This is a genomic window from Melissococcus plutonius ATCC 35311, assembly GCF_000270185.1.
Taxonomy (GTDB): Bacteria; Bacillota; Bacilli; order Lactobacillales; family Enterococcaceae; genus Melissococcus; species Melissococcus plutonius.
On the sequence record NC_015516.1, the window covers coordinates 1,763,475 to 1,783,976 of the forward strand.

The 20,502-nt window shown below is 30.6% G+C and carries 17 protein-coding genes and 1 pseudogene; 5 read left to right on the forward strand and 13 right to left on the reverse strand.

All coding sequences use genetic code 11. From position 1 onward, the window contains the following. Positions 1 to 244: 244 nt before the first annotated feature. Both MPTP_RS07675 and MPTP_RS07680 read right to left on the reverse strand, forming a co-directional pair. A complete protein-coding gene (locus MPTP_RS07675) occupies positions 245 to 976 on the reverse strand; it encodes a pseudouridine synthase (RefSeq protein ID WP_013774574.1) in 732 nt (243 codons plus the stop codon). A 167-nt stretch (positions 977 to 1,143) separates the two neighbouring features. After that, positions 1,144 to 2,805 carry a putative polysaccharide biosynthesis protein gene (locus MPTP_RS07680; protein ID WP_013774575.1) on the reverse strand — a complete coding sequence of 554 codons (1,662 nt, stop codon included), beginning with the start codon at positions 2,803 to 2,805 and terminating at the stop codon, positions 1,144 to 1,146. Between the two features lie 193 nt (positions 2,806 to 2,998). On the opposite strand from MPTP_RS07680, the gene MPTP_RS07685 reads away from it, so the two are divergent. Next, the gene (locus MPTP_RS07685; RefSeq protein WP_013774576.1) at positions 2,999 to 4,531 is read left to right on the forward strand and encodes a UDP-N-acetylmuramoyl-L-alanyl-D-glutamate--L-lysine ligase; all 1,533 of its coding nucleotides are present in this window, start codon (positions 2,999 to 3,001) and stop codon (positions 4,529 to 4,531) included. Positions 4,532 to 4,652: 121 nt separating this feature from the next. Here MPTP_RS07685 and MPTP_RS07690 read toward each other — a convergent pair whose 3' ends face one another. The 5 genes from MPTP_RS07690 to MPTP_RS07710 all read right to left on the reverse strand — a co-directional run bounded on the left by MPTP_RS07690 (position 4,653) and on the right by MPTP_RS07710 (position 11,057). Continuing rightward, positions 4,653 to 6,290 (reverse strand): peptide ABC transporter substrate-binding protein, encoded by a 1,638-nt coding sequence (locus MPTP_RS07690; protein ID WP_013774577.1) that lies wholly within the window; start codon positions 6,288 to 6,290, stop codon positions 4,653 to 4,655. A gap of 564 nt (positions 6,291 to 6,854) precedes the next feature. Then, the gene (locus tag MPTP_RS07695) at positions 6,855 to 7,577 is read right to left on the reverse strand and encodes a YebC/PmpR family DNA-binding transcriptional regulator (protein WP_013774578.1); all 723 of its coding nucleotides are present in this window, start codon (positions 7,575 to 7,577) and stop codon (positions 6,855 to 6,857) included. Between the two features lie 309 nt (positions 7,578 to 7,886). Next, on the reverse strand, positions 7,887 to 8,477 hold the full coding sequence (gene apf, locus MPTP_RS07700) for an aggregation-promoting factor (protein ID WP_013774579.1): 591 nt from the start codon (positions 8,475 to 8,477) through the stop codon (positions 7,887 to 7,889). A gap of 601 nt (positions 8,478 to 9,078) precedes the next feature. Next, entirely contained in the window at positions 9,079 to 9,603 is a 525-nt protein-coding gene (locus tag MPTP_RS07705) for a VanZ family protein (RefSeq protein WP_013774580.1), read from the reverse strand. A gap of 329 nt (positions 9,604 to 9,932) precedes the next feature. Then, positions 9,933 to 11,057, reverse strand: a complete 1,125-nt coding sequence (locus MPTP_RS07710) for a pectate lyase family protein (RefSeq protein ID WP_231849637.1) — start codon at positions 11,055 to 11,057, stop codon at positions 9,933 to 9,935. A 138-nt stretch (positions 11,058 to 11,195) separates the two neighbouring features. On the opposite strand from MPTP_RS07710, the pseudogene MPTP_RS07715 reads away from it, so the two are divergent. Then, positions 11,196 to 13,000: pseudogene (locus tag MPTP_RS07715) on the forward strand (M3 family oligoendopeptidase). 222 nt (positions 13,001 to 13,222) lie between these two features. Next, positions 13,223 to 13,597 carry a TIGR02328 family protein gene (locus MPTP_RS07720; protein WP_013774582.1) on the forward strand — a complete coding sequence of 125 codons (375 nt, stop codon included), beginning with the start codon at positions 13,223 to 13,225 and terminating at the stop codon, positions 13,595 to 13,597. A gap of 67 nt (positions 13,598 to 13,664) precedes the next feature. Here MPTP_RS07720 and MPTP_RS07725 read toward each other — a convergent pair whose 3' ends face one another. From MPTP_RS07725 to MPTP_RS07750, 6 genes are all read right to left on the reverse strand, one after another. Then, entirely contained in the window at positions 13,665 to 14,105 is a 441-nt protein-coding gene (locus MPTP_RS07725; protein ID WP_013774583.1) for a DUF2188 domain-containing protein, read from the reverse strand. A 151-nt stretch (positions 14,106 to 14,256) separates the two neighbouring features. Next, positions 14,257 to 15,147, reverse strand: coding sequence for an SDR family oxidoreductase (locus MPTP_RS07730; RefSeq protein ID WP_013774584.1), 891 nt, complete (start codon positions 15,145 to 15,147; stop codon positions 14,257 to 14,259). A 652-nt stretch (positions 15,148 to 15,799) separates the two neighbouring features. Beyond that, positions 15,800 to 16,447, reverse strand: a complete 648-nt coding sequence (gene trmB, locus MPTP_RS07735) for a tRNA (guanosine(46)-N7)-methyltransferase TrmB (RefSeq protein ID WP_013774585.1) — start codon at positions 16,445 to 16,447, stop codon at positions 15,800 to 15,802. 111 nt (positions 16,448 to 16,558) lie between these two features. Continuing rightward, complete coding sequence (locus tag MPTP_RS07740; protein WP_013774586.1) at positions 16,559 to 17,338, reverse strand: phosphotransferase family protein; 780 nt, start codon at positions 17,336 to 17,338, stop codon at positions 16,559 to 16,561. 275 nt (positions 17,339 to 17,613) lie between these two features. Next, complete coding sequence (locus tag MPTP_RS07745; protein ID WP_070209689.1) at positions 17,614 to 18,831, reverse strand: ABC transporter permease; 1,218 nt, start codon at positions 18,829 to 18,831, stop codon at positions 17,614 to 17,616. Beyond that, the gene (locus MPTP_RS07750; RefSeq protein WP_013774588.1) at positions 18,815 to 19,573 is read right to left on the reverse strand and encodes an ABC transporter ATP-binding protein; all 759 of its coding nucleotides are present in this window, start codon (positions 19,571 to 19,573) and stop codon (positions 18,815 to 18,817) included. Before MPTP_RS07750 ends, MPTP_RS07745 begins: the two co-directional genes overlap by 17 nt. 132 nt (positions 19,574 to 19,705) lie before the next feature. Between MPTP_RS07750 and MPTP_RS07755 the strand changes: the two genes are divergently transcribed. Both MPTP_RS07755 and MPTP_RS07760 read left to right on the forward strand, forming a co-directional pair. After that, on the forward strand, positions 19,706 to 20,140 hold the full coding sequence (locus tag MPTP_RS07755; protein ID WP_013774589.1) for an HIT family protein: 435 nt from the start codon (positions 19,706 to 19,708) through the stop codon (positions 20,138 to 20,140). Beyond that, complete coding sequence (locus tag MPTP_RS07760) at positions 20,130 to 20,468, forward strand: YtxH domain-containing protein (protein ID WP_231849638.1); 339 nt, start codon at positions 20,130 to 20,132, stop codon at positions 20,466 to 20,468. Before MPTP_RS07755 ends, MPTP_RS07760 begins: the two co-directional genes overlap by 11 nt. The last annotated feature ends 34 nt before the right edge of the window (positions 20,469 to 20,502 follow it).

The following is a 20,502-nucleotide window of genomic DNA, read 5'->3' on the forward strand; positions in this document are numbered from 1 at the left end:
GAAAAGCAATAAAATGGAAAGATTTTTATAGGAATAAACAAGCTCCAATTGACTTAAAACAGAATTATGCGTTATCAAAGAACTCTTTTATTAATAAAACTTTTTATTGAGTTAAGTAGTTTTGATGAAACAAAAAAAAAACGATAAATCATCAATCGATTGTAAGTTTGATGATTTATCGTTCTTCTGTTTGGTTTTTTTATTATTTTCCTGGCTTTTAACTAATTTTTCAAAAAATATAAATTTATTTTTCATTTTTAAATTGTTTTAATTGAGCAAGTTCAACTGTAGTTAATGGTCGATATTTCCCTAATGGGAGGTCACTATCTAGGGATAAAGAGCCCATTTTCAAACGTTTTAAATAGGTTACTCTTTTTCCAATTGTTTCAAACACTCTCTTCACCTGATGAAATTTTCCTTCCTGTATTGTTAAATGAACAATTGTCATTTGATGTCCTTCATCCATTTGATCAATAATGAGTCTAGCTGGTTTTACTGCTTCACCATTCTTCAGAGTAAAACCTTTGGCAAACAGTTTAATATCTTGTTCTGTAACTATTCCATCAATTTCTGCCAAATACTCTTTATCGACATGTTTTTTTGGTGATAATAATTGATGTGCTAAATCTCCGTCATTTGTTAATAGTAATAATCCTTCAGTATCTTTATCTAATCGACCCACCGGGAAAATGTCTTTTCGATAGTGTTTTTTTGCTAATAGATCAACTACAGTTCTTTCGATTGGATCCTTAGTTGAAGAAATCACATTTTTAGGTTTATTTAATACATAATAAAAATATTTTTGATAAACGATTTTTTCTCCTGCATGGGTAACATAATCATCGATTTGAGAAATTTGTTGCTTTCCATCTTTTGCCAAAGTTCCATTCACTTTAATACATTTTTGTTTTAATAATTGCTTAACTTCTTTTCTACTACCTAATCCAGAATCCGAAAGAAATTTATCTAAACGCATACCATACATCCCTTAATTTATATTGATCTGTTCATTTCAAAATAATTGACTATCATTAAATTTTTCTTCCATCTTTATTAAATGATTATCATTTGTATATTTATTAGGAAGATAAAAATTAGACGTAAAAATGAATGATTGATCATCCTTACGTCTAATAAATAAACCTAACTTTTCATTCTTAGTTTTTCTCGTAATCGTATTGAAATATTTCCCAAAAGCTTGTCCGCTAATTTGAATTTTAATGTTAAATACATATAAACAGCTCCACCAAAAGTCGCTACCAAAACAACAATTAAAAAGGATTGAAATCTACGTTCTGGGTTAAGAAATAGATATAAAAATTGTCGAAAAATAAATGATACAACAACCATTACCAATGTCAGTAAAAAGATCAGCAAACTTCGGCGAATCGTTAGGTTCAAATTAAAGCGTGTTTCTTGTTTCAACTTCCTCACAATTAAAACGCAAGGTAAAGTGAATCCAATCATTGAGGCAAGTAATGGACCAAAAGATTCGAATAACCGAATACATGGATACTGAATCAATAACTTCAATGCGAGTCCGTAGACTAAATATTTGATAGCTATCCGGTTCTGATAGATTCCCATTAACATATTTGATACCAACATATAAAATCCTAGGAATAAAGCAGTATAGCAAGCTTCTACCAATAAGGATGTTCCTAGTTTATCGAAACGATAAAATAATGTATAGAGTGGTTTTGATAAAATTATCATTCCAAAGGTTGAAGGAAGCATAATGAACATAAACAATTGTAAATTATTACTAATTAACTTAGAAAGCTCTCTATAATTCTTCAATGTAAACATTTCAGTAATGAGTGGCAACCCGGTTGCTGATATAGAGGTTGCCAATGCTACGACAACCATAGTTAATTTATCTGGATTGGCATTAAATAAACCAAACAATTCACGTAATTGTGTGTCGGAATAATTAGTAAACAGACGCATAAAATTAGAAAATGTAAATTGATCCACCATTTTAAATAACGTAACACCAGATCCAACAATAATAAAAGGAATAGCCTCTTTGATCGTTTCAATTAATAATCTTTTAGTGGGTACATGATGCTCATTCGCACTATGTTCAATCAAATAGTCAAACATTGCTTTTTGCTTATGTAAAAAATAGAATAACACGATAAAACTTGCTAACATTCCAATAAGAGCAGCAAAAGTTGACTGAGTTACTGCAGACACATAATCTCCAGAACCTAATTTCATAATAATAAAAGCAGTTAATAACATGTAAAATACGCGAATAATTTGTTCGACTATTTGAGATAGAGCAAATGGCATCATTTCTTGATTTCCTTGAAAAAATCCACGAATCACACTCATACTTGGAAAAATCAATACCGCTAAACTTAAAGAACGCATAGTAGGAATTAATTCATCACCACCACCAGACCATTTAGCTAAAGCAGGAGATGCGATATACATGAGCAAGGCTGAAACAAAACCTAGAATAGCCATCATTTGTAAAGCACGAATAAAGATTTGGCGACTAATTTTATATTCATTTAGTGAATTATAATGAGATGTTTGTTTAGCAATTGCAGCAGGTAGTCCTGCTGTTGAAATGGTTAAAAACAAAGAATACACCGTATACCCCATTGAAAATAGACTATTTGCCTCTGTTCCATGTGTGCCCATCCAAGCAAACCATGGAATGATGTAAACAGCGCCAAGCAGTCGAGAAATAATATTGCTAGCTGTCAGCCATGCAGAGCCTTTGACCATTTTATCCTGACTAGTCAAAATTGATTCTTCTGACTGTTCAACAGAATTCGATTGATTTATCATATTAGCCTCCAATTATATAAAACATACATCTCTTATTTTAATTGTAAAATTACCGATATGCAACGCTTTTTTCCTTTAATTTTTATTTTTATAAACTTATAATAGATTTATCAAGTTTATGAATAAATGACGTTTATTTAAAAAAATTATGCTATAATTATTTAAATTTTATCATTTAGTTGGAGTGAATAATATGCAACTTTCTTTGAAAACAATTCAAGATTGTTTAGTGAAAGAACAACTTTTAAAAGAGTTTGTCACAAAGGATGCTTGGACGTTTCGTCTACCTAACGCATTTAATAAACAATTTGTCGATCATCTTTCTTATAATTCACAGGATATAACAAAAAATACTTTGTTTTTTTGCAAAGGATTAAATTTTAAAAAAGATTATTTAGTAGATGCTGTTCAAAATGGTCTTTCTATTTACATTTCTGAGCAACCTTATGATGTGCCAGCAGATTTGGGTATTATTGTTTCAGATGTAAAAAAAGCAATGGCTATTCTCAGCATGGCTTTTTACAATTATCCACAGAATAAACTAAAAGTTATTGGATTTACAGGCACCAAGGGAAAGACAACAGCTGCCTATTTTGCGAAGTCTATCTTAACTAATGCAACAAAAGGAAAAACAGCCATGCTTTCTACCATGTGTTCCACGTTAGATGGAAAAACATTCTTCAAATCAAAATTAACAACACCAGAATCTTTAGACTTGTATCGAATGATGAATGAAGCTGTTCAAAATAATATGACGCATTTTGTCATGGAAGTTTCTTCACAAGCTTATAAAATTGATCGTGTCTATCAATTATTTTATGATGTGGGAATATTTTTAAACATTACTCCTGATCATATCAGTCCGATCGAACACCCGACATTTGATGATTATTTTTATTGCAAACGTCAAATTATTGCTCATTCAAAACAAATTATTTTAAATAGAGAAACTGATTATTTTCAATTATTAAAAGAAACCGCCGATTATTTCAATGTTCCAACCATTGTTTATGGAAATCAACCAACTACTGAAGTTGATTATTGGTATCAAAAAAAATCGCAAGATTCATTGGCCTTTACCATTGTTGCTGAAAAAGACTTTCTCTTTATTTCAGGTGACTACCAATTACACCTAGCTGGTGATTTCAACAAAAGTAATGCATTGAGTGCTGTCATTGCTAGTTCTTTATTGGGTGCTAATAAGAAAGATTGTCAAACTGGTATCAATGAGACAATTGTACCTGGACGAATGGAATTACTGAAAAATAAAAATAATGCACAAGTTTATATTGATTATGCCCATAATTATGATAGTCTTTATCATTTGTTATCATTTGTTAAACAAGATCATAAAAATGGTCGTGTTATTGTTGTTATCGGTAGCACAGGAAACAAAGGTATTTCACGTCGAAAAGATTTTGGTGCCGTTCTTTCAAAATTTGCTGATATTGCAATTCTTACTATGGATGATCCAGCTGATGAGGATCCAAAAGCGATCTGCCAAGAAATTGCGAATTCAATTACAACGAATGTAACTAGTTTTATTACTGTAGATCGAAAAAAAGCAATCCAACAAGCTTTAGAGATGAGTCAACCCGCTGATGCAGTGGTACTTGCGGGTAAAGGAGCTGACCTGTATCAAAAAATAAAAGGTGAAGACATTCCTTATGAAGGAGATAGCAATATTGCAAAGGAATTAATTAATCAAGAAATGACTTCATGGTAAAAACAATCAAGCATCACACTTAGATTAACTACAAAATAACCAAGTACGTTTTTAAATTAAACATACTTGGTTATTTTGATTGACTTATTTATTTTTATTGTTATACCAAAAATTTTATTTATTATTTAATCGTAATGTCTTTGTAGTAAGGTGCACCAATTGCACGATAGGTTAGCCCCTTAACTTTATCATTTACCAAGAATGCTTGGGCAGATTGATATAGTGGTGTAATTGGTGAATCTTTCATCATAACTTTTTGTGCATCTAGCAATGTATCCCAACGTTTTTGATTGTCAGTTGCATAAGTTGTTGCAGAATCCTTTAGTAATTTATCATAGTCTGTGTTACTATATTTTCCATAATTTTGGACATTACCTGTTTGTAGTAATTGTAAGAAGTCGTAAGGATCAGGATAGGTTGCTAGCCAACCAGCTAACACGATATCAAAATCACCACTACTCATTCGATCCATTCTATTCTTGAACGGTACACTTGAAACCGTTACTTTTAAACCACTTAGATTTTCAGACATTAATCCTTCGAGATATTCAGCAAGTTTCTTTGAAGAATCAAGATCAGATGTTAGTAATTCAACCGATGCTGTCTTAATTCCTAATTCATTTTTAGCTTTTTTCCAAAGAGCCTTTGCTTCTTTGTTATTTGTTTCAATTAATTTACCAGATTCCTTTGCAAAATCTTTTTTAGTTTCTTTATTTATAAGTCCAGTAGGGACAAAATCTGAGATTTTTTTCGAGCCATCTTTTAAAATATTTTTAGCAATTTGATCTGTATTTACTAATTTGGTCATTGCGTTTCTTGCATTTACATTTGTGAATATTTTGTTCTTTTTACTATTAAAATTATATTGTAAATAGTTCGTTGAAGGATAGTTACGTATCACTAATTGTGGCGTATTTTTTTCTTGATCTACATATTCGCCTTTAATTTGGGTGACATCTACTGCATTTGATTTAAACAAGTTAACGTTTTTACTAACCTCTTTACTTACTTGTACGTCAACTTCATTTAAATTCACTTTTTTTGCGTTATAATAATTTTTATTTTTTTCAAATTTCCAATCAATCCCTGTTCCATCCCAATCTTTCATAACAAAAGGACCATTATAGATCATATTCTCACTATTTCTTCCATAATCTTTGCCTTTTTTTTCTACATATTTTTGATTAAGTGGATAGAAAGTTGGTCTTGCTAATAATGATGATAAATATGGAATTGGATGATCCAAATTAATTTCCAATGTATAATCATCTATTGCTTTAACACCTAAATCTGTACTTGGTTTTTCTCCCTTTGTAATTGCTTCATAATTTTTAAAACCATCAAATAAATAGATATACTCAGAACCTGTCTTTGGATCTGTTGTTCGTTGCCAAGAATAAACAAAGTCTTTTGCAGTTACTGGTTCACCATTGCTCCATTTCGCATTTTTTCTTAATTTGATTGTATAGGTTTTTCCATCATTTGTTGGCCTAGCTACCTGTTCAGCAATACCAGGAATTGGTACACTATCTTTGTCAAATAAATATAATCCTTCCATTACTTGAGTAAGTGCATTAAAACTTTCTTCATCTGTTGCTTTTGAAACGTCCATTGTTGGTATTTCAGCATTTGCAACGACCTTTAATACTTGTTTTTGTTCTGAACTATTCCCTTCTTTATTGTTTTCTGAACCACCACATGCAGATAATGAGAACAACAAACCACTTGCTGTTATTGCAGTAAATAGCCACTTTTTCATTCAATTGTTCCTCCTAAATTTTATTATTAAAGCTTTTTAGATAAAAGCTATTAACTCATTGTATTCATAATTAGGTTCCTATATATTGCTTACTATTTACTCATAAATAAGTTTTTTATTGTTTATATCAATAACTGTTATCCCTAGATGGGTTTTTATATTCGATGATTGCCTCAATTGATGAATAGAATAACTACTATTTCAATCATCTTTCCAACAAAAGAAATACTATGTAAATTTTTTATTTCAAATGTTCATTAAATATCAATCTAATGATACTTATTTAATATTTTTTCTAAAAATTTTTATTCCTTTGCTTAGTTAATGTCTAATTATAGCAAGCTAAATTATAATTTAATGAAAATATAAATGCAATATGAAAATTATTTAATTATATATTAATATTAATCACCTCATTTGTTCATCAAAATGTAAAATTGATTAAAAAATAAAAGTTCAGCTGCTAATAAACTTAGACAACCAAACTTTTTATTAAAGATGATTAAAAAACATTAGCTATTCATTCTAAGATTAATTAATACAAAAAAGAAAAATAAAATTTTCTTAATCAGCAGAGGTAAATACCTGGGTTACATCATCATCATCTTCTAACCTATCCACCAATTTTTGTAATTTTCCAAGTTGTTCTTCATCTAGGGTGACGGTAGTTTGAGGAACTATTGTTAACTCGGCTTGTGCTAACTGATAACCAACCATTTCTAGTGCATCACGAACAGAGACGAAATCTTCTGGTGACGTATAGATTTCAAAAACTTCTTCAGAAACCTCCATATCTTCAGCTCCTGCTTCAAGAACTGCTTCAAGCATCTCATCTTCATCAATTTCTAATGCTTCACGTGTGATTACTATATATCCTTTACGGTCAAACATATACGAAACGGAACCTGTTTCACCTAGAGAACCACCATTTCTTGTAAATGCTACTCGTACATTGGTGGCCGTACGATTTCTATTATCTGTTAATGCATAAACTAAGATCGCAGTGCCACCCGGTCCATATCCTTCATAGGTAACTTCATCATAATTCTCTCCATCTGTTGATGAACTAGCTTTTTTTATTGCACGATCAATATTATCATTCGGCATATTTGCTGCCTTGCCCTTATCTACGGCCAATCGAAGACTAGGATTCATTGCTGGATCTATGCCACCAGTTTTGGCAGCCATATAAATTTCTCTAGAAAGTTTTTGAAAAATTTTTCCTCTTTTCGCATCTTGTGCATTTTTTCGTCCTTGAATGTTATTCCATTTACTATGTCCTGACATGATAATTTCTCCTTTGCGTGTCTCTTATTAATCTTATTTTACTACTCTCGATTTTGAATGCAATTAAATTAGAAAATAAATCTAGCAGTAAGTAGGATTTATAAAAAATAAATCATCCTTTCATTTATTACTGAAAAGTTTGAAAATATTAAATAAAAAGTTTAATTGATGTTCAGTTCTACAAAATTATATGATAGACAAATAAAGCAACAAACAAGTCGGAGACATTATCTATAACTTGTTTGTTGCTTTATTTTATATGTATGTAGTATAGGATAGTAACCCTTCAAAACATTTATGTATTAAAGTTTAGTACCAACCATGACTCATCCAAAATGTTTGTGCTTGTTCCCAAGAACCATAACGTTGCGCTACATAATTATCAGCTGTGCGTTCTTGGTTTGCTGGTGAGTAATCGCCATTTAGATATGAAGCATCTAATTGATATCTCCCAATATACTTACCATTTGTTGCATTATAAGAACCACTTGATTCTCTTTGAGCAATCCATTCCTTTGCAGAATTGCTATCTACAGCACTGGTTTGGTTTGTAACAGCTGATGCTGGCGCTGGTTGCTGTACAGGTTGTGAAGCCTGTTTCTGTTGTACGGGTGCTGCTTGTTGAGCAGATGCTGCTTGTACAGGTTCAGCTTGTTGGTCAGCTGTTTTGATTGTTAGTTGTTGACCTGTATAGATCATATCTATATTAGCAATACTGTTATCTTGAGCAATGCGTTGAATCAATTGATTACCTCCGCTAAATTGTTTAGAAATAGCAGATAATGTATCGCCAGATTGTACTGTATATAGACTGTCTGCATGAGCATTTGAGGCTCCTAAAAATAAACCAAATCCTGCTGCCAATGTCGTTCCTAATAAGATTGCTTTAAGTGATTTCATAGTAATCTCCTTTATGTAATTATTATTTCGTCGCTCTTAACAACAATCAATACTTTACCATCTATTTATGTTGCGTAGGTAAAAGGCGTGTAACAATTCATTTCAATTATTAATATTATATAACTATAAAATTAAATAATGTTTTTAATACTATACTTTATGTTTTTAACTCTTAATAAATAAGAAAAATACCTAAAAAACAAACAATTAGTAATTATTTTTTTGATATTTACACATATAATATTTAATAATAAAAATATAATAAATATCTGAAAAATATTCGATCAATTTGATTAATTAGAAACAACTAGATAAGTATAATATTATTATTTTTTAAATTTAATAATAAATTCTCTTTTTATTTATTACTTATTCAATTTAAAATACAAGAAAAATGCTTTTTTATAGTTGGTTATCAAAAATTGACTTATTTTTATTAGAACCTTTATTAAAAAATAAAAGCATAAACAAATTTTAATTCATTAAAATCTGTTTATGCTTTACTTTTAAATAGCAAATACTAAATATTCCTTCAATCTGTATGTAAGCTTCATAAATATAAAAAATTGACAATTATAAAAAAGGAGTTTGTTATTGATAACTAAATAATTCTACTTTTTATTTGTTTGCCTTTGAAGAAAAAAAGCATACTCCTATGGCATCCTATGGCAACAGCTGTTAATGCACCAATTGAATCTAACATGACATCTTGAAAAGAAGGTGTTCGATCGCCTGTAATCATTTGATGAAATTCATCCAAACCAGCATAACCAGTTGCACTAAGCCATGAAATAATGCCCGTCAATAAGATACTTTTTATTTTTGGAAGCAATCCAAGAAACCAACTTCCTCCCAAAATAAAATATAATCCATAATGGGCGCCTTTTCTAATAAAAAATTCAATAAACTTAATATATCCTTTTGCTTGAATACTGACTTCATTTTCATCATATTGAAAACAAATGCCCTGTAATTGTTTCTCAAAAGGATGATGTTTCAATAGATGGTCTAAGGGGCTAACTAAAGATTGTTGGGTATAAGTTTGTGAAGAACTATAAAATAAAAGTGCCATCACAATAAAGGCAATCATAAGATATAGATGGCTATTTTTTTCTAATTTTTTCATTTTTTCCCTCATTTATAAAAACTATTTTTAGTTTTATAGTACCTTTTTTTAATTATTGAAACAATTCATTTCTATAAAATTTTGTGAAAAAAATTAACAATAATCAACCAAACATTATGATTCATACTTTCATTCAAAAATTGATTCACTATTTTATTAGTACCCTCCTACTATGTAAAACATCTATCAAAACAATAATCAGTTTCTTTTAATGCTTGAAGATAACTAAAGAAACAACAGGATATTCCTATTAATAAATAATAGAAAATCTTGTTATTTCCTTATCTTTCTATTTATAAAAATTTTTAATAACCTTGTCTTTTATCTATTTAATTTAGGGGACCAGCATGATGCCGTACAAATTCTTCTACCTCATCAACAGCCATTGAACGATAGGAATAATAATCAATTGGACGCCATTTCACACCATCACTAGGTACAGCGGGATACTTTCCAGTAGGTTCATCATGATCAAAACAACTATTTTTCAATAAATTATTCTTATTTAATAAATAACCCATGGGATCTGGTACTTTATTTGGATGTCCCCAAGCACGTTTTGTGTTAACAAAAACATTTTCTTCTGCATAAATTTTAGCACCACTTCCTGCACCAATACCATAAGAAGAAATATCTGTATATAAATTATTTAATAAATGCACCTCACCAAAACGAACACGTGGATTTCTTTGATCAGTTCTGTTAAACCAATTATAGGCAAATGTTATTTTTAATTTGTTGTTATCTTGTGTACTGTTTTTATCTGAATGACCAATTAAACTTGTTTTGTTATGATTTGTAAAAATATTGTTTGAAAGTGTTATCCAATTAGCACCTTTTTTAATATCCATCAAGCCATCATGACGATTTTTTCCTTGTGGCACTTCACTGGCAATCCAGGGATCATCTGTAAATTTATTATGATTGATCCAGATATGCTCACTGCTTTCAATATTAATTGCATCAATTTCCGTAAAATCTCCCGGATTTGCTTGTGTATTACCTGTAGTTATGATTCCACCTTTTCCATCTGGACGTTCCCCCTTAGCAAAAGACAAGGCATTGGTTAAATTTAGGTTTTTAATAATAACTTGTTTTTGTTTTTTTATTCGTAGACCACTACCAGTAATCTCTGCATCTTTTCCCATACCAATAATCGTTTTATTGGATCCAACATCAATTGTTACTCCTGGTGAAAATTCGAATAAATTAGTTAAATCAATTTTTCCTACAACTTTTACTATTGTTGGTCTATCTCCTTTGACTGCTTCTTTTAATTGAGCTGCAGTATAAACAAATTTTTCCTCTCCACCTACTCCGCCTATTGTTCCTTCACCGACACTTGCAAAGCCAAAACTATCTTCATAAGCTAAATTTTCAGCACTCAAAACCGTTTTGTCGATAAAGAAGAACGTGGATATGGAAAAAATAGCAAACAACAAATACTTTTTCAATTTCTTCACCTCACTCATTTAATCTATTAAAATTATATAATTTTTATTATCCAAACACAAATGTTACATGTTGGTAAAAATCATAGATCATAGAATATATGTTATACTAAATAAAAATATTGGAAAGAAGGAATAAGTATGGATTATTCACCAAATTGGGATTTGGAAAGTATTTTTCCAGGTGGTAGTCATTCAGAGAAACTAGAACAACAAATGGAACAACTAAAAAAACAAACAACACAGTTTCAACAATTAATTGAAGGCTGGTTCCCTGAAAAAGACTTAGAATCAAGCAAACTTACTGAAATTCTACTACTTATGCAAACCATTTCTGATAGCTTTGATCAATGCGGAAATTTTATTGAAAATCTAATGTCTGCCAATACAAAAGATACACAAGCAAATGTCTTAAATAATCGTTTATTTACTTTACTTCCGGCTATTCAATTGCTGAAACCACCTTTATTAAAAAATTAACCTATATTAATGATGATCAATGGCAAGTATTAATAACCAGTAAATCGTTCAAGCCTCTTACCTTTCGTTTAAATGAAATGAGAAGTGAAGGAGAAAAACTACTATCAGAAAACGATGAGAATATCATAAATACTCTCTCACTTGATGGACTAAAAGCTTGGAGTAGTCATTATGATACAATTGTCTCTAGTATGGAAATTCCCTTTAAAGATGAATCTGGAAACATCCATCACTATTCAATTGGACAAGCAGCCAACAAAATGACTAGTGATGCAAATAAAAAGGTACGTCAATAGTTTTTTACCATTTGGGAGCAAACTTGGTGTGAAAAAGCACCTTTATTTGCAGATACTTTAAATCATCTAGATGGTTTTCGCTTATCAAATTATAAATTTCATAAAATCAACGACTTTTTAGAACAACCTTTAAAAGATAATCGTATGAGTAAAAAGACACTGAACACATTGTGGGCAACAATAGAGAAAAACAAACAACCTTTTGTTGACTATCTAACAAGAAAAGCTAAATTATTTGGAAATGACAAGATGGAATGGCAAGACCAAGAAGCACCTGTTATTCTTGGAAATTTAAAAGAGCAGTCCTTTAGCTATAATCAAGCAGCTGCCTTTATTATTGAAAACTTTCAGGCTTTTAGTCCTAAAATGGCTAAATTTGCCGAAATGGCTTTTCAAAAAAATTGGATCGAGGCAGAAAATCGTCCACATAAACGACCAGGTGGTTATTGCATTGATCTACCAGAATCAAAAGAATCAAGAATTTTTATGACTTTTAATCATTCAATCAATGAAGTTGCTACACTGGCACATGAATTAGGTTATGCTTTTCATAGTAGTGTCATGTGGGATTTACCTCAACTAAATCGTGAATATGCTATGAATGTTGCAGAAACAGCAAGTACCTTTGCCGAACTGATTGTTTCATATGCCACATTAAAAAAAGCTAAAACCAAAGAAGAAAAAATAAACCTATTGGATAATAAATTACAAAATGCTAATGCTATGTTTATGAATATTCACGCTCGGTTTCTCTTTGAAACAAACTTCTATACAGCACGTCAAAAAGGATTCGTGGGAGAAGAGGCGATTACAGAGTTAATGCTGCAAGCACAAAAAGACAGTTACCAAAATTGCCTAGCCAGTTATCATCCACATTTTTGGGCAAGCAAACTGCATTTCTTTATTGATGAACCACCTTTTTATAATTTTCCTTATACTTTTGGCTATCTTTTTAGCATGGGCATTTATGCTTATGCGAATCAGCAAAAACGTGCCTTTGAAGATCACTATATCGCCTTATTAAGAGATACTGGCTCTATGACAAGTGAAGAACTCGCCCAAAAGCATCTAGGTGTCGATCTAACAAAACCAGATTTCTGGCAAAGTGGGATTGATCAAGTAGTTAAGGATGTTGAGTTATTTATGGAATTAACGGAATCTTATATCTAAATTATTTTTTCAATTGAGAGAGGGATATTTTCTTTTACCCTCTCAATTTTTGATAAATATTAAACCATTCTCAATAATCCATCCACCTATTCACTATTTTTTATTGAAATTAATATTATTTTATTGACAAATACCTTTATTTTATCTAGTTTCTTCTCTTTCTTTTTAATTTTAAATTTTTCATGCTACAGTTTTTATGAAAAGAAAAGGGAGGTTAGGAAAATGCGGCTCTGGCATGAAGCACTTATTCCTTTATTACCACGTCAACAATTACTTGGTCAACATAGAGAAATTGCGGCATTAAGAGGAAAAGGTTGGGGGAAAAAACATAAAACAGTCAATTATGTCTTTTCCTATTCACCATTTAAATTGTTTCAATATCATCTTTTAGTTATGTATGAAATGCAAAAGAGAGGATATCACCCAAACTCCTTGTGGTTTAATCCTCTTTATCGGGGGAAACACCTATCCTCTTATAATTTCTTAATCTATGAACCAATTACTTCACCTATCTATCCAGAACATGATGAACAATATTTAATAGAATGTTTAATCAATCTAGCAGAAAAAAATATTTTTCCCTTTTCAGTTATTTAACTTTTTATTGATTAATTAGTATACCTTGCTATGAACTGTATAGGTATATTGTTAGAAATAAATCATTTTATTTATTATTGTTTGGTGGATTATTTTTATTATACGTAACAACCTTTGAATTTTTATAGTGGGCTATTTTTTGCGCACGAGCCATTGCTTCTTGTTGTGTTGAAAATGATCCTGCTGGATGCTCAGCTCCCTTTGTTTCTACATACCATTTATTATCTTCAAAGTAAACCATCACATCACTATTCCATAATTCCGTATTTACTCTTTCTTTTCTATGCGGACTATTTTTTTGCGGATTTGGCTGTTTTGCAAAATCTTCTTTTTTGTTTGTGGAAGCATCTCTTTCCCATCTTTCCGCTTCAGCTGTAGCAATTGGGATAGCATGACTCTCCGGATAACCTTCTTCAATCAAAGCATTCGCTATATCAATTGCTTTTTTTCTAAGTAATGGATCAAAGTTTTTGAATGAACGTGGATAATCATTTAAATCCCAAGGCACTCTTCTTCCTCCCTTATTTCCCGATCTAATCCTACCAATGATGTGAAAAATAATAACAACGGTAGAATAAAACAAAAGAAGTTGACTAATAGAATAGATTTAACTATTAGAATATCCTGCTTGTTTATTCTACCGTTCAGTTTATTTTACATTAAAGGAATCTACCACCTGTTACACCATAAATTTGGCCTGTAACAAAGCTAGCTTCTTCTGAAGCTAATAAAACATAAATAGGCGCTAATTCAGCTGGTTGACCTGCACGACCCATTAGATCAGCTGGTCCATGACCAAAAGTAGGAATATTTTCAGTTATTTGTCCACCACTAATTTGTAATGCTGTCCAAATTGGTCCAGGTGCGACCGTATTAACCCGAATTCCTTCTGATGCTACCTGTTCAGAAAGTCCTTTACTAAATGCAGCAATTGCAGCTTTTGTAGCCGCATAATCGACTAATGGTTCACTTGGAGAAAAAGCTTCAATTGAAGTAGTAGTTACAATGCTTCCACCTGCTGGCAAGTAATCTAAAGCTTCCTGAACAATCCAATACATAGAGATAATATTTACTGTAAATATATCTTTAAGATGTTGACTAGGAATTTGTTTAATATTACTATAGGCAGCTTGTATTCCAGCATTCAATACTAACGTATCGAGTCCACCTAACTCCTTGTGTGCATTGTGTACGAGTTGACGTGTAAAAGTTTCATCTTTCAAATCACCTGGAAGTAAAACAGCCTTGCGGCCAGCTTTTTCAATCCAACTTTTTACTTCTTGTGCATCATCTTCTTCACTTGGCAAGTAATTAATGGCTACATCTGCGCCTTCTCTTGCATAAGCAATAGCCACTGCTCGACCTATTCCTGAATCTCCACCTGTAATTAATGCTTTACGCCCCTCAAGCTTACCAGCACCTTTATAAGTAGACTCACCACAATCAGGTACTGGATTCATTTTTCCTTGTAAACCGGGATATTGTTGTGTTTGTTCCTTAAGTTTTGCATCAGGAAACTGTGTTCTAGGGTCTTTAATTTTTTTGTCCATACATTTTCCTCCTATCATTTTAGTTATTAAGAATAAATGAAATAAGCAAAAGAACATTCGATTGCTATTTCTTTTCTTTAATGAAAAAATTGGATTCAAAACCAATTTCTATTTTAAGCTTAGTATAGAAAAAAGCCATTTTCAAATGATATGCATAGAGATTTTATCCATTCAAATTTATTTCATAAAATGGTATTTTGATCATTCACTAATTATTTATACTATAATTATCATTCATCATTTGATCTATCTAAATTTAGCTAGAAATATTTACTTACTTTTATTTAATGATTATATACCTATTTTTCATAATCTCTATTACAATTAGGCAAACAAAAAAGCCTTATATAAAGTAAACTTACTCTACATAAAGCTTTTTTACAAAAAATTATCTATCTAAAAATGAAAAATATCCAAATAAATTATACTAAATTGATTAAACATTTAAGTAAATTTATTCTACTGCCAAAGTAGTTGAGAAAAAATAGATTATTCTATCTCTATTTTTATTAAAAAGACTACCTATCAATCGACTAGCCAACAGATATCAACTATAAAACATAGTTTATAGTTCATTCTATATAACTTTACTTGCTTAATAGAGAACAACATTCATTTTAGTTCTATTCTTTAGATCATAATCTTATTGTGTTTAGTTAGTAATAGGGAATCGAGCTTCTACACGATAAATAGTTTGATTTTTAGCCACAAATTTTTCTTCATATTCTGTCATCACGTTTCCTTCATAATTGCTATTATGTAAGTCTAACCAAACTTGCTCTAAAATCATACCATATTTTGAAAAACTACTAAGCGAATATTCAAATAATGCACGATTATCTGTTTTAAAATGTATCTCGCCATTTGGTTTTAAAATTTTTTCATCTGTAGCTAAAAAATTTTTTGAAGTTAATCGTCGTTTTTCATGTTTTGCTTTTGGCCAGGGATCAGAAAAATTTAGATAAATGCGATCAATCTCACCTTCTGCAAAATATTGTGTTAATGTTCTTCCATCCACATGTAATAATTGTAAATTAGGTAATGGGTTTTCAATCAATTTATCTAATGCCATTGATAACACACTGACTTGCATATCAATCCCTATATAATTAATTTCTGGATGTAATCTTGCCATTTCAATAATAAATTGCCCTTTGCCTGTCCCTATCTCAATATGTATTGGATGATCATTTTTAAATCGTTCATACCATTTTCCTTGCCATTTTTCTGGTTCATTTGCCACAAATTGGGGATACTCAGCTAGAAGCTGAGCGGCTCCCTGTCTATATCTTACACGCATCTTTTCTAAATTTCCTCTCTTATATAAGTATAACGTCAACATAGGATTAAACATTATTCAAAAATAAATTATCAAAAAGTATTTTTCATGCTTTTTGATAATTTATTTTTGTTAATGACCGAATATTTTCTTTAACTGGAGAATTTCCATGTTTGTTTCTTTTCTTTCACCAATTTTATAATGATGAAAAATTTCTTGTAAAAAACTAAATAATACATACCAATAAACGCGCTTCATTACTTTATCTGTAGGTCGTAATCCATAAGCTAGTAACCATTGATTCCAGTTTGCTTGTGAAACATGGTGTCCTAAGATCATCCCTAAGTCTATGGCTGGATCTGCCAGCATAACAGAATTCCAATCTACAAGATAGAGATAATTATTTGAAAGTAACCAATTCCTATAATTAACATCACCATGAACAACTCGGTAATCATCTGTAGAATAATCCGGTAAATTTTCTTCTAAATAATGAATAATTTTTAAAAGGTAAGAATTGTTTTTTAATCCCTTAGGTAAAAGTTTTCGATAGTTATCAAGCATTACTTGAGGTGTAACTATCTGACCACCAATTTTTCTTAACATTTCTTTTAACATATAAGAATGATGAAGATGATACAACACATCAATAACATCGTTTCGTTGTCCAATTTCATCCGTTTTTAATAACCGACCATCCAACCATTCTTGGGCCGTTAGAACATCACCATTAACTGTTCGTTTTGTCCAAACTAGCTTAGGAGCAATTCCTTCCTTGGATAGCGCTGCTAAGAGTGGAGAAGTATTTCGTTTAATGAACACTTTTTCTGTTGCTCGTGTTCCCATGTAGGCTTGACCAGTTGCTCCTTTTATTGGTTGTAACTGCCATTCATTATCCAGTTGAAATTCCATGGAAACTAACCCCTTATCCTACACTTTTATTAACTCTTTTATCGCAGCGTCTCTTATTGTATCTTCCCTCTATTGCTACGTCAAGTTTATACCAAATTCTTTTATAAATTTTGGTAACTTTTTATCTAGTATTTTTTATGAAACAACTTTTATAAATTTCTTCTACATTTATTATACTGACTAACTATTTTTTTTGTAAAAAATAACTCTTAAAAGACCAATAAAATTTCAATTATTAAGATAAATTATTCTTATTTAATTGACCTGTCTATCATTTAATCGTTGATTTTTTTTAATCGATAAGCCACATACCATTTAGAAAAAATTAAAACTTCAACTATTAAGAGACCGAAAATAAAGCATGCCTCTAGTTTATTCGCTAAGGCAACCAATAGACAAATTCCAAACAAGATAACAGCTATTAATAAAAGTCCCGTAATTAATTGATTCACTGCCTTCTTTTTCTTCTCTAATGGAACAGGATACAATTGTACCATTACCATATAGTCAAATTGAGTATAAATCGGAATTAACTGGAATCCAATCAAATAGATAAACAATAAAGAGACGCCAAGAGCAAACCAGAATTCTTGAATGAAAAATAAAAGAATCATGCCAACAATGACTAAACGAATAAACAGTCCACTATAAGCCGAACGTCTAATAAAACTATGCATATACAAGTAAAGATAGGTATTCTTTGATTTTTGTTTTACTTGGTTAAGAAATGGGTCAAAGACCTTTCTTCGTTTTATACTACTTGTCACCTCAGGAACATCGGTAAACAGATGAATAAATTGATAAATACGATAAATACGATTTTTCTCTTTTTGAATCATTTTTTCCCAATCTAGCAATACTTGATTTTGTGTTTTCTTCAATAAGAAATAAAAAATGAATATTTGTAAAAAAGCCAGTAAATTTCCTATATATGGAAAAAGATATAAACTAAGAAAGATAGCTATTGTACTGATTATAAACCATAAACTCCACCATATTCTATAATGAAATGAAGAAATTTGGTATAACCCATATTCCTGTAAAAATAAATGGCCTATTTTTAAACAAATAAACATAACTAAAAAGTAAAAGAACGTATCAAAAGTTAATTTGGTTGAAACAACAAGCAAAGGTAACATGATTCCACAACCAAATATGTACAAAATAAATGGAAAAATGAGTGAATATTGACAAGCTTTCTTAAGATAGTCTGTCATTTTCTTTTCTTTTGGTAAAATAAATACTTCATCAGCTGCTTTTGCTAGCGTTACAAGCCGTCCAACTTGCAACATCAACAACCAAACCACTAAAACAATAATTCTGCTCCAAAAAAAATTTTTTGGTAGTTGTTTTAAAATTTGTGAATAATAAAATCCAAAACCACCAAATAAGAAAATGCAAACTAATACAAAATGGTCATTTAGTACATAACGCATATATTTCATCATATGTTTCAAATGATAGGATAGACGAGTGTTATAAAGATTTTTCATAGGTTTCTTTCTTCTCTCCTTCTTTTGTTAATGCAACATAAATATCATCAAGTGAAGAATTAGGTAAATTGAATTCATTTCTCAATCTATCAAGAGAACCAATTGCACGAATCTTTCCTTCATGTAAAACAATAAATCGATCACAATATTTTTCTGCTGTAGCTAAAATATGGGTAGACATTAGAATATCAGCTCCCTGTTTACGCATCTCATCCATTAATTCTAATAACGAACGAATAGCTAAAGGATCTAATCCCAAAAAAGGCTCATCAATGATATAAAGACTGGGCTTAATTAGAAAGGCACAAAGAATCATAACCTTCTGCTTCATTCCCTTGGAAAAATTTGTTGGAAACCAATCCAATTTATCTTCAAGTCTAAAAGTCTCCAGTAAGGATTCTGCTCTTTTAAAAGCTTGATCTTTTGGTATATCATATGCCATTGCAGTAATTTCTATATGTTCACGTAATGTCAACTCTTCATATAATGCAGGGGTTTCTGGAATATAGCCAATTTTCTTTCGATAACTTTCTGGTTGTGTTTGCAATGTTTCTCCATCAATTGAAATTTTTCCTTTTTGAGGTGTCAACAAACCAATAATATTTTTAATTGTTGTACTTTTTCCAGCCCCATTTAATCCAATTAAACCAACCATTTCACCAGCATTCACTTCAAAATTAATATCTTTTAAAACAGGAATATGGCCATATCCACCTGTTAAGTGTTCTATTTGTAAACTCATTTTTTTCCTCCAAAGTTAAGCATACTTTTTTTTATTATACCATGAACATTTCTAGTCGTTTATATTTTTTCTCCCACTTATAAAACAAGTATGTTAAAGTAAAATAAATGGTAAAGAAAAGAGGTTTAATTAATGGAAAATTGTATTTTTTGTAAAATTATTCAACAAGAAATTCCTGGCTATAAAATTTATGAAGATGATCAGGTATACGCCTTTTTAGATATTACCCAGGTAACAGAAGGACATACATTATTAGTTCCTAAACAACATGTTTCTGATATTTTCAGTTATAATCAAGAAATGGCAGCTGCTATTTTCTCATGTCTGCCAAGGATTGCTAAAGCATTAGAAAAAACTTTCCCAACAATGAAGGGACTTAATATTCTTAACAATAATAAAGAATTGGCTTACCAAAGTGTTTTTCATTCTCATATTCATTTAATTCCTCGTTATACAGAAAAGGATGATTTTTCAATTCATTTTGGTAATCATCAAGAAGACTATACCCCTGATTTGATGACAAAAATTGCTGATTCTATTGCAAGCCAGGTAATAAATGATGCGTAAATTAACTAGTGGATTATTATTCGGCTCAACTATTGGTACTATTACTGGTCTTTTTCTTGCTCCACACTCTGGCAAAGAAACTCGAACAAACATTAGAAATAGTACAACTGATTTTATATATTCAGTTCAAGATACCCATGAAAAAATCATCAACGTACAAAAGGCAATTGGTGAAATAAAAGAGGTAAGCAAGACAACTATTCCTATTTTAACAAAAGAATTAACTAGAGATATCGAAAGATATCATTTTCAAATGGAACCACGTATACAACGGGCAACACAACAAGTTAAAAAGATTCAATCAGAATACCTAAATGTTGAAAAGTAACGTAATAATTAACAATATTGATAGTATAGAATTA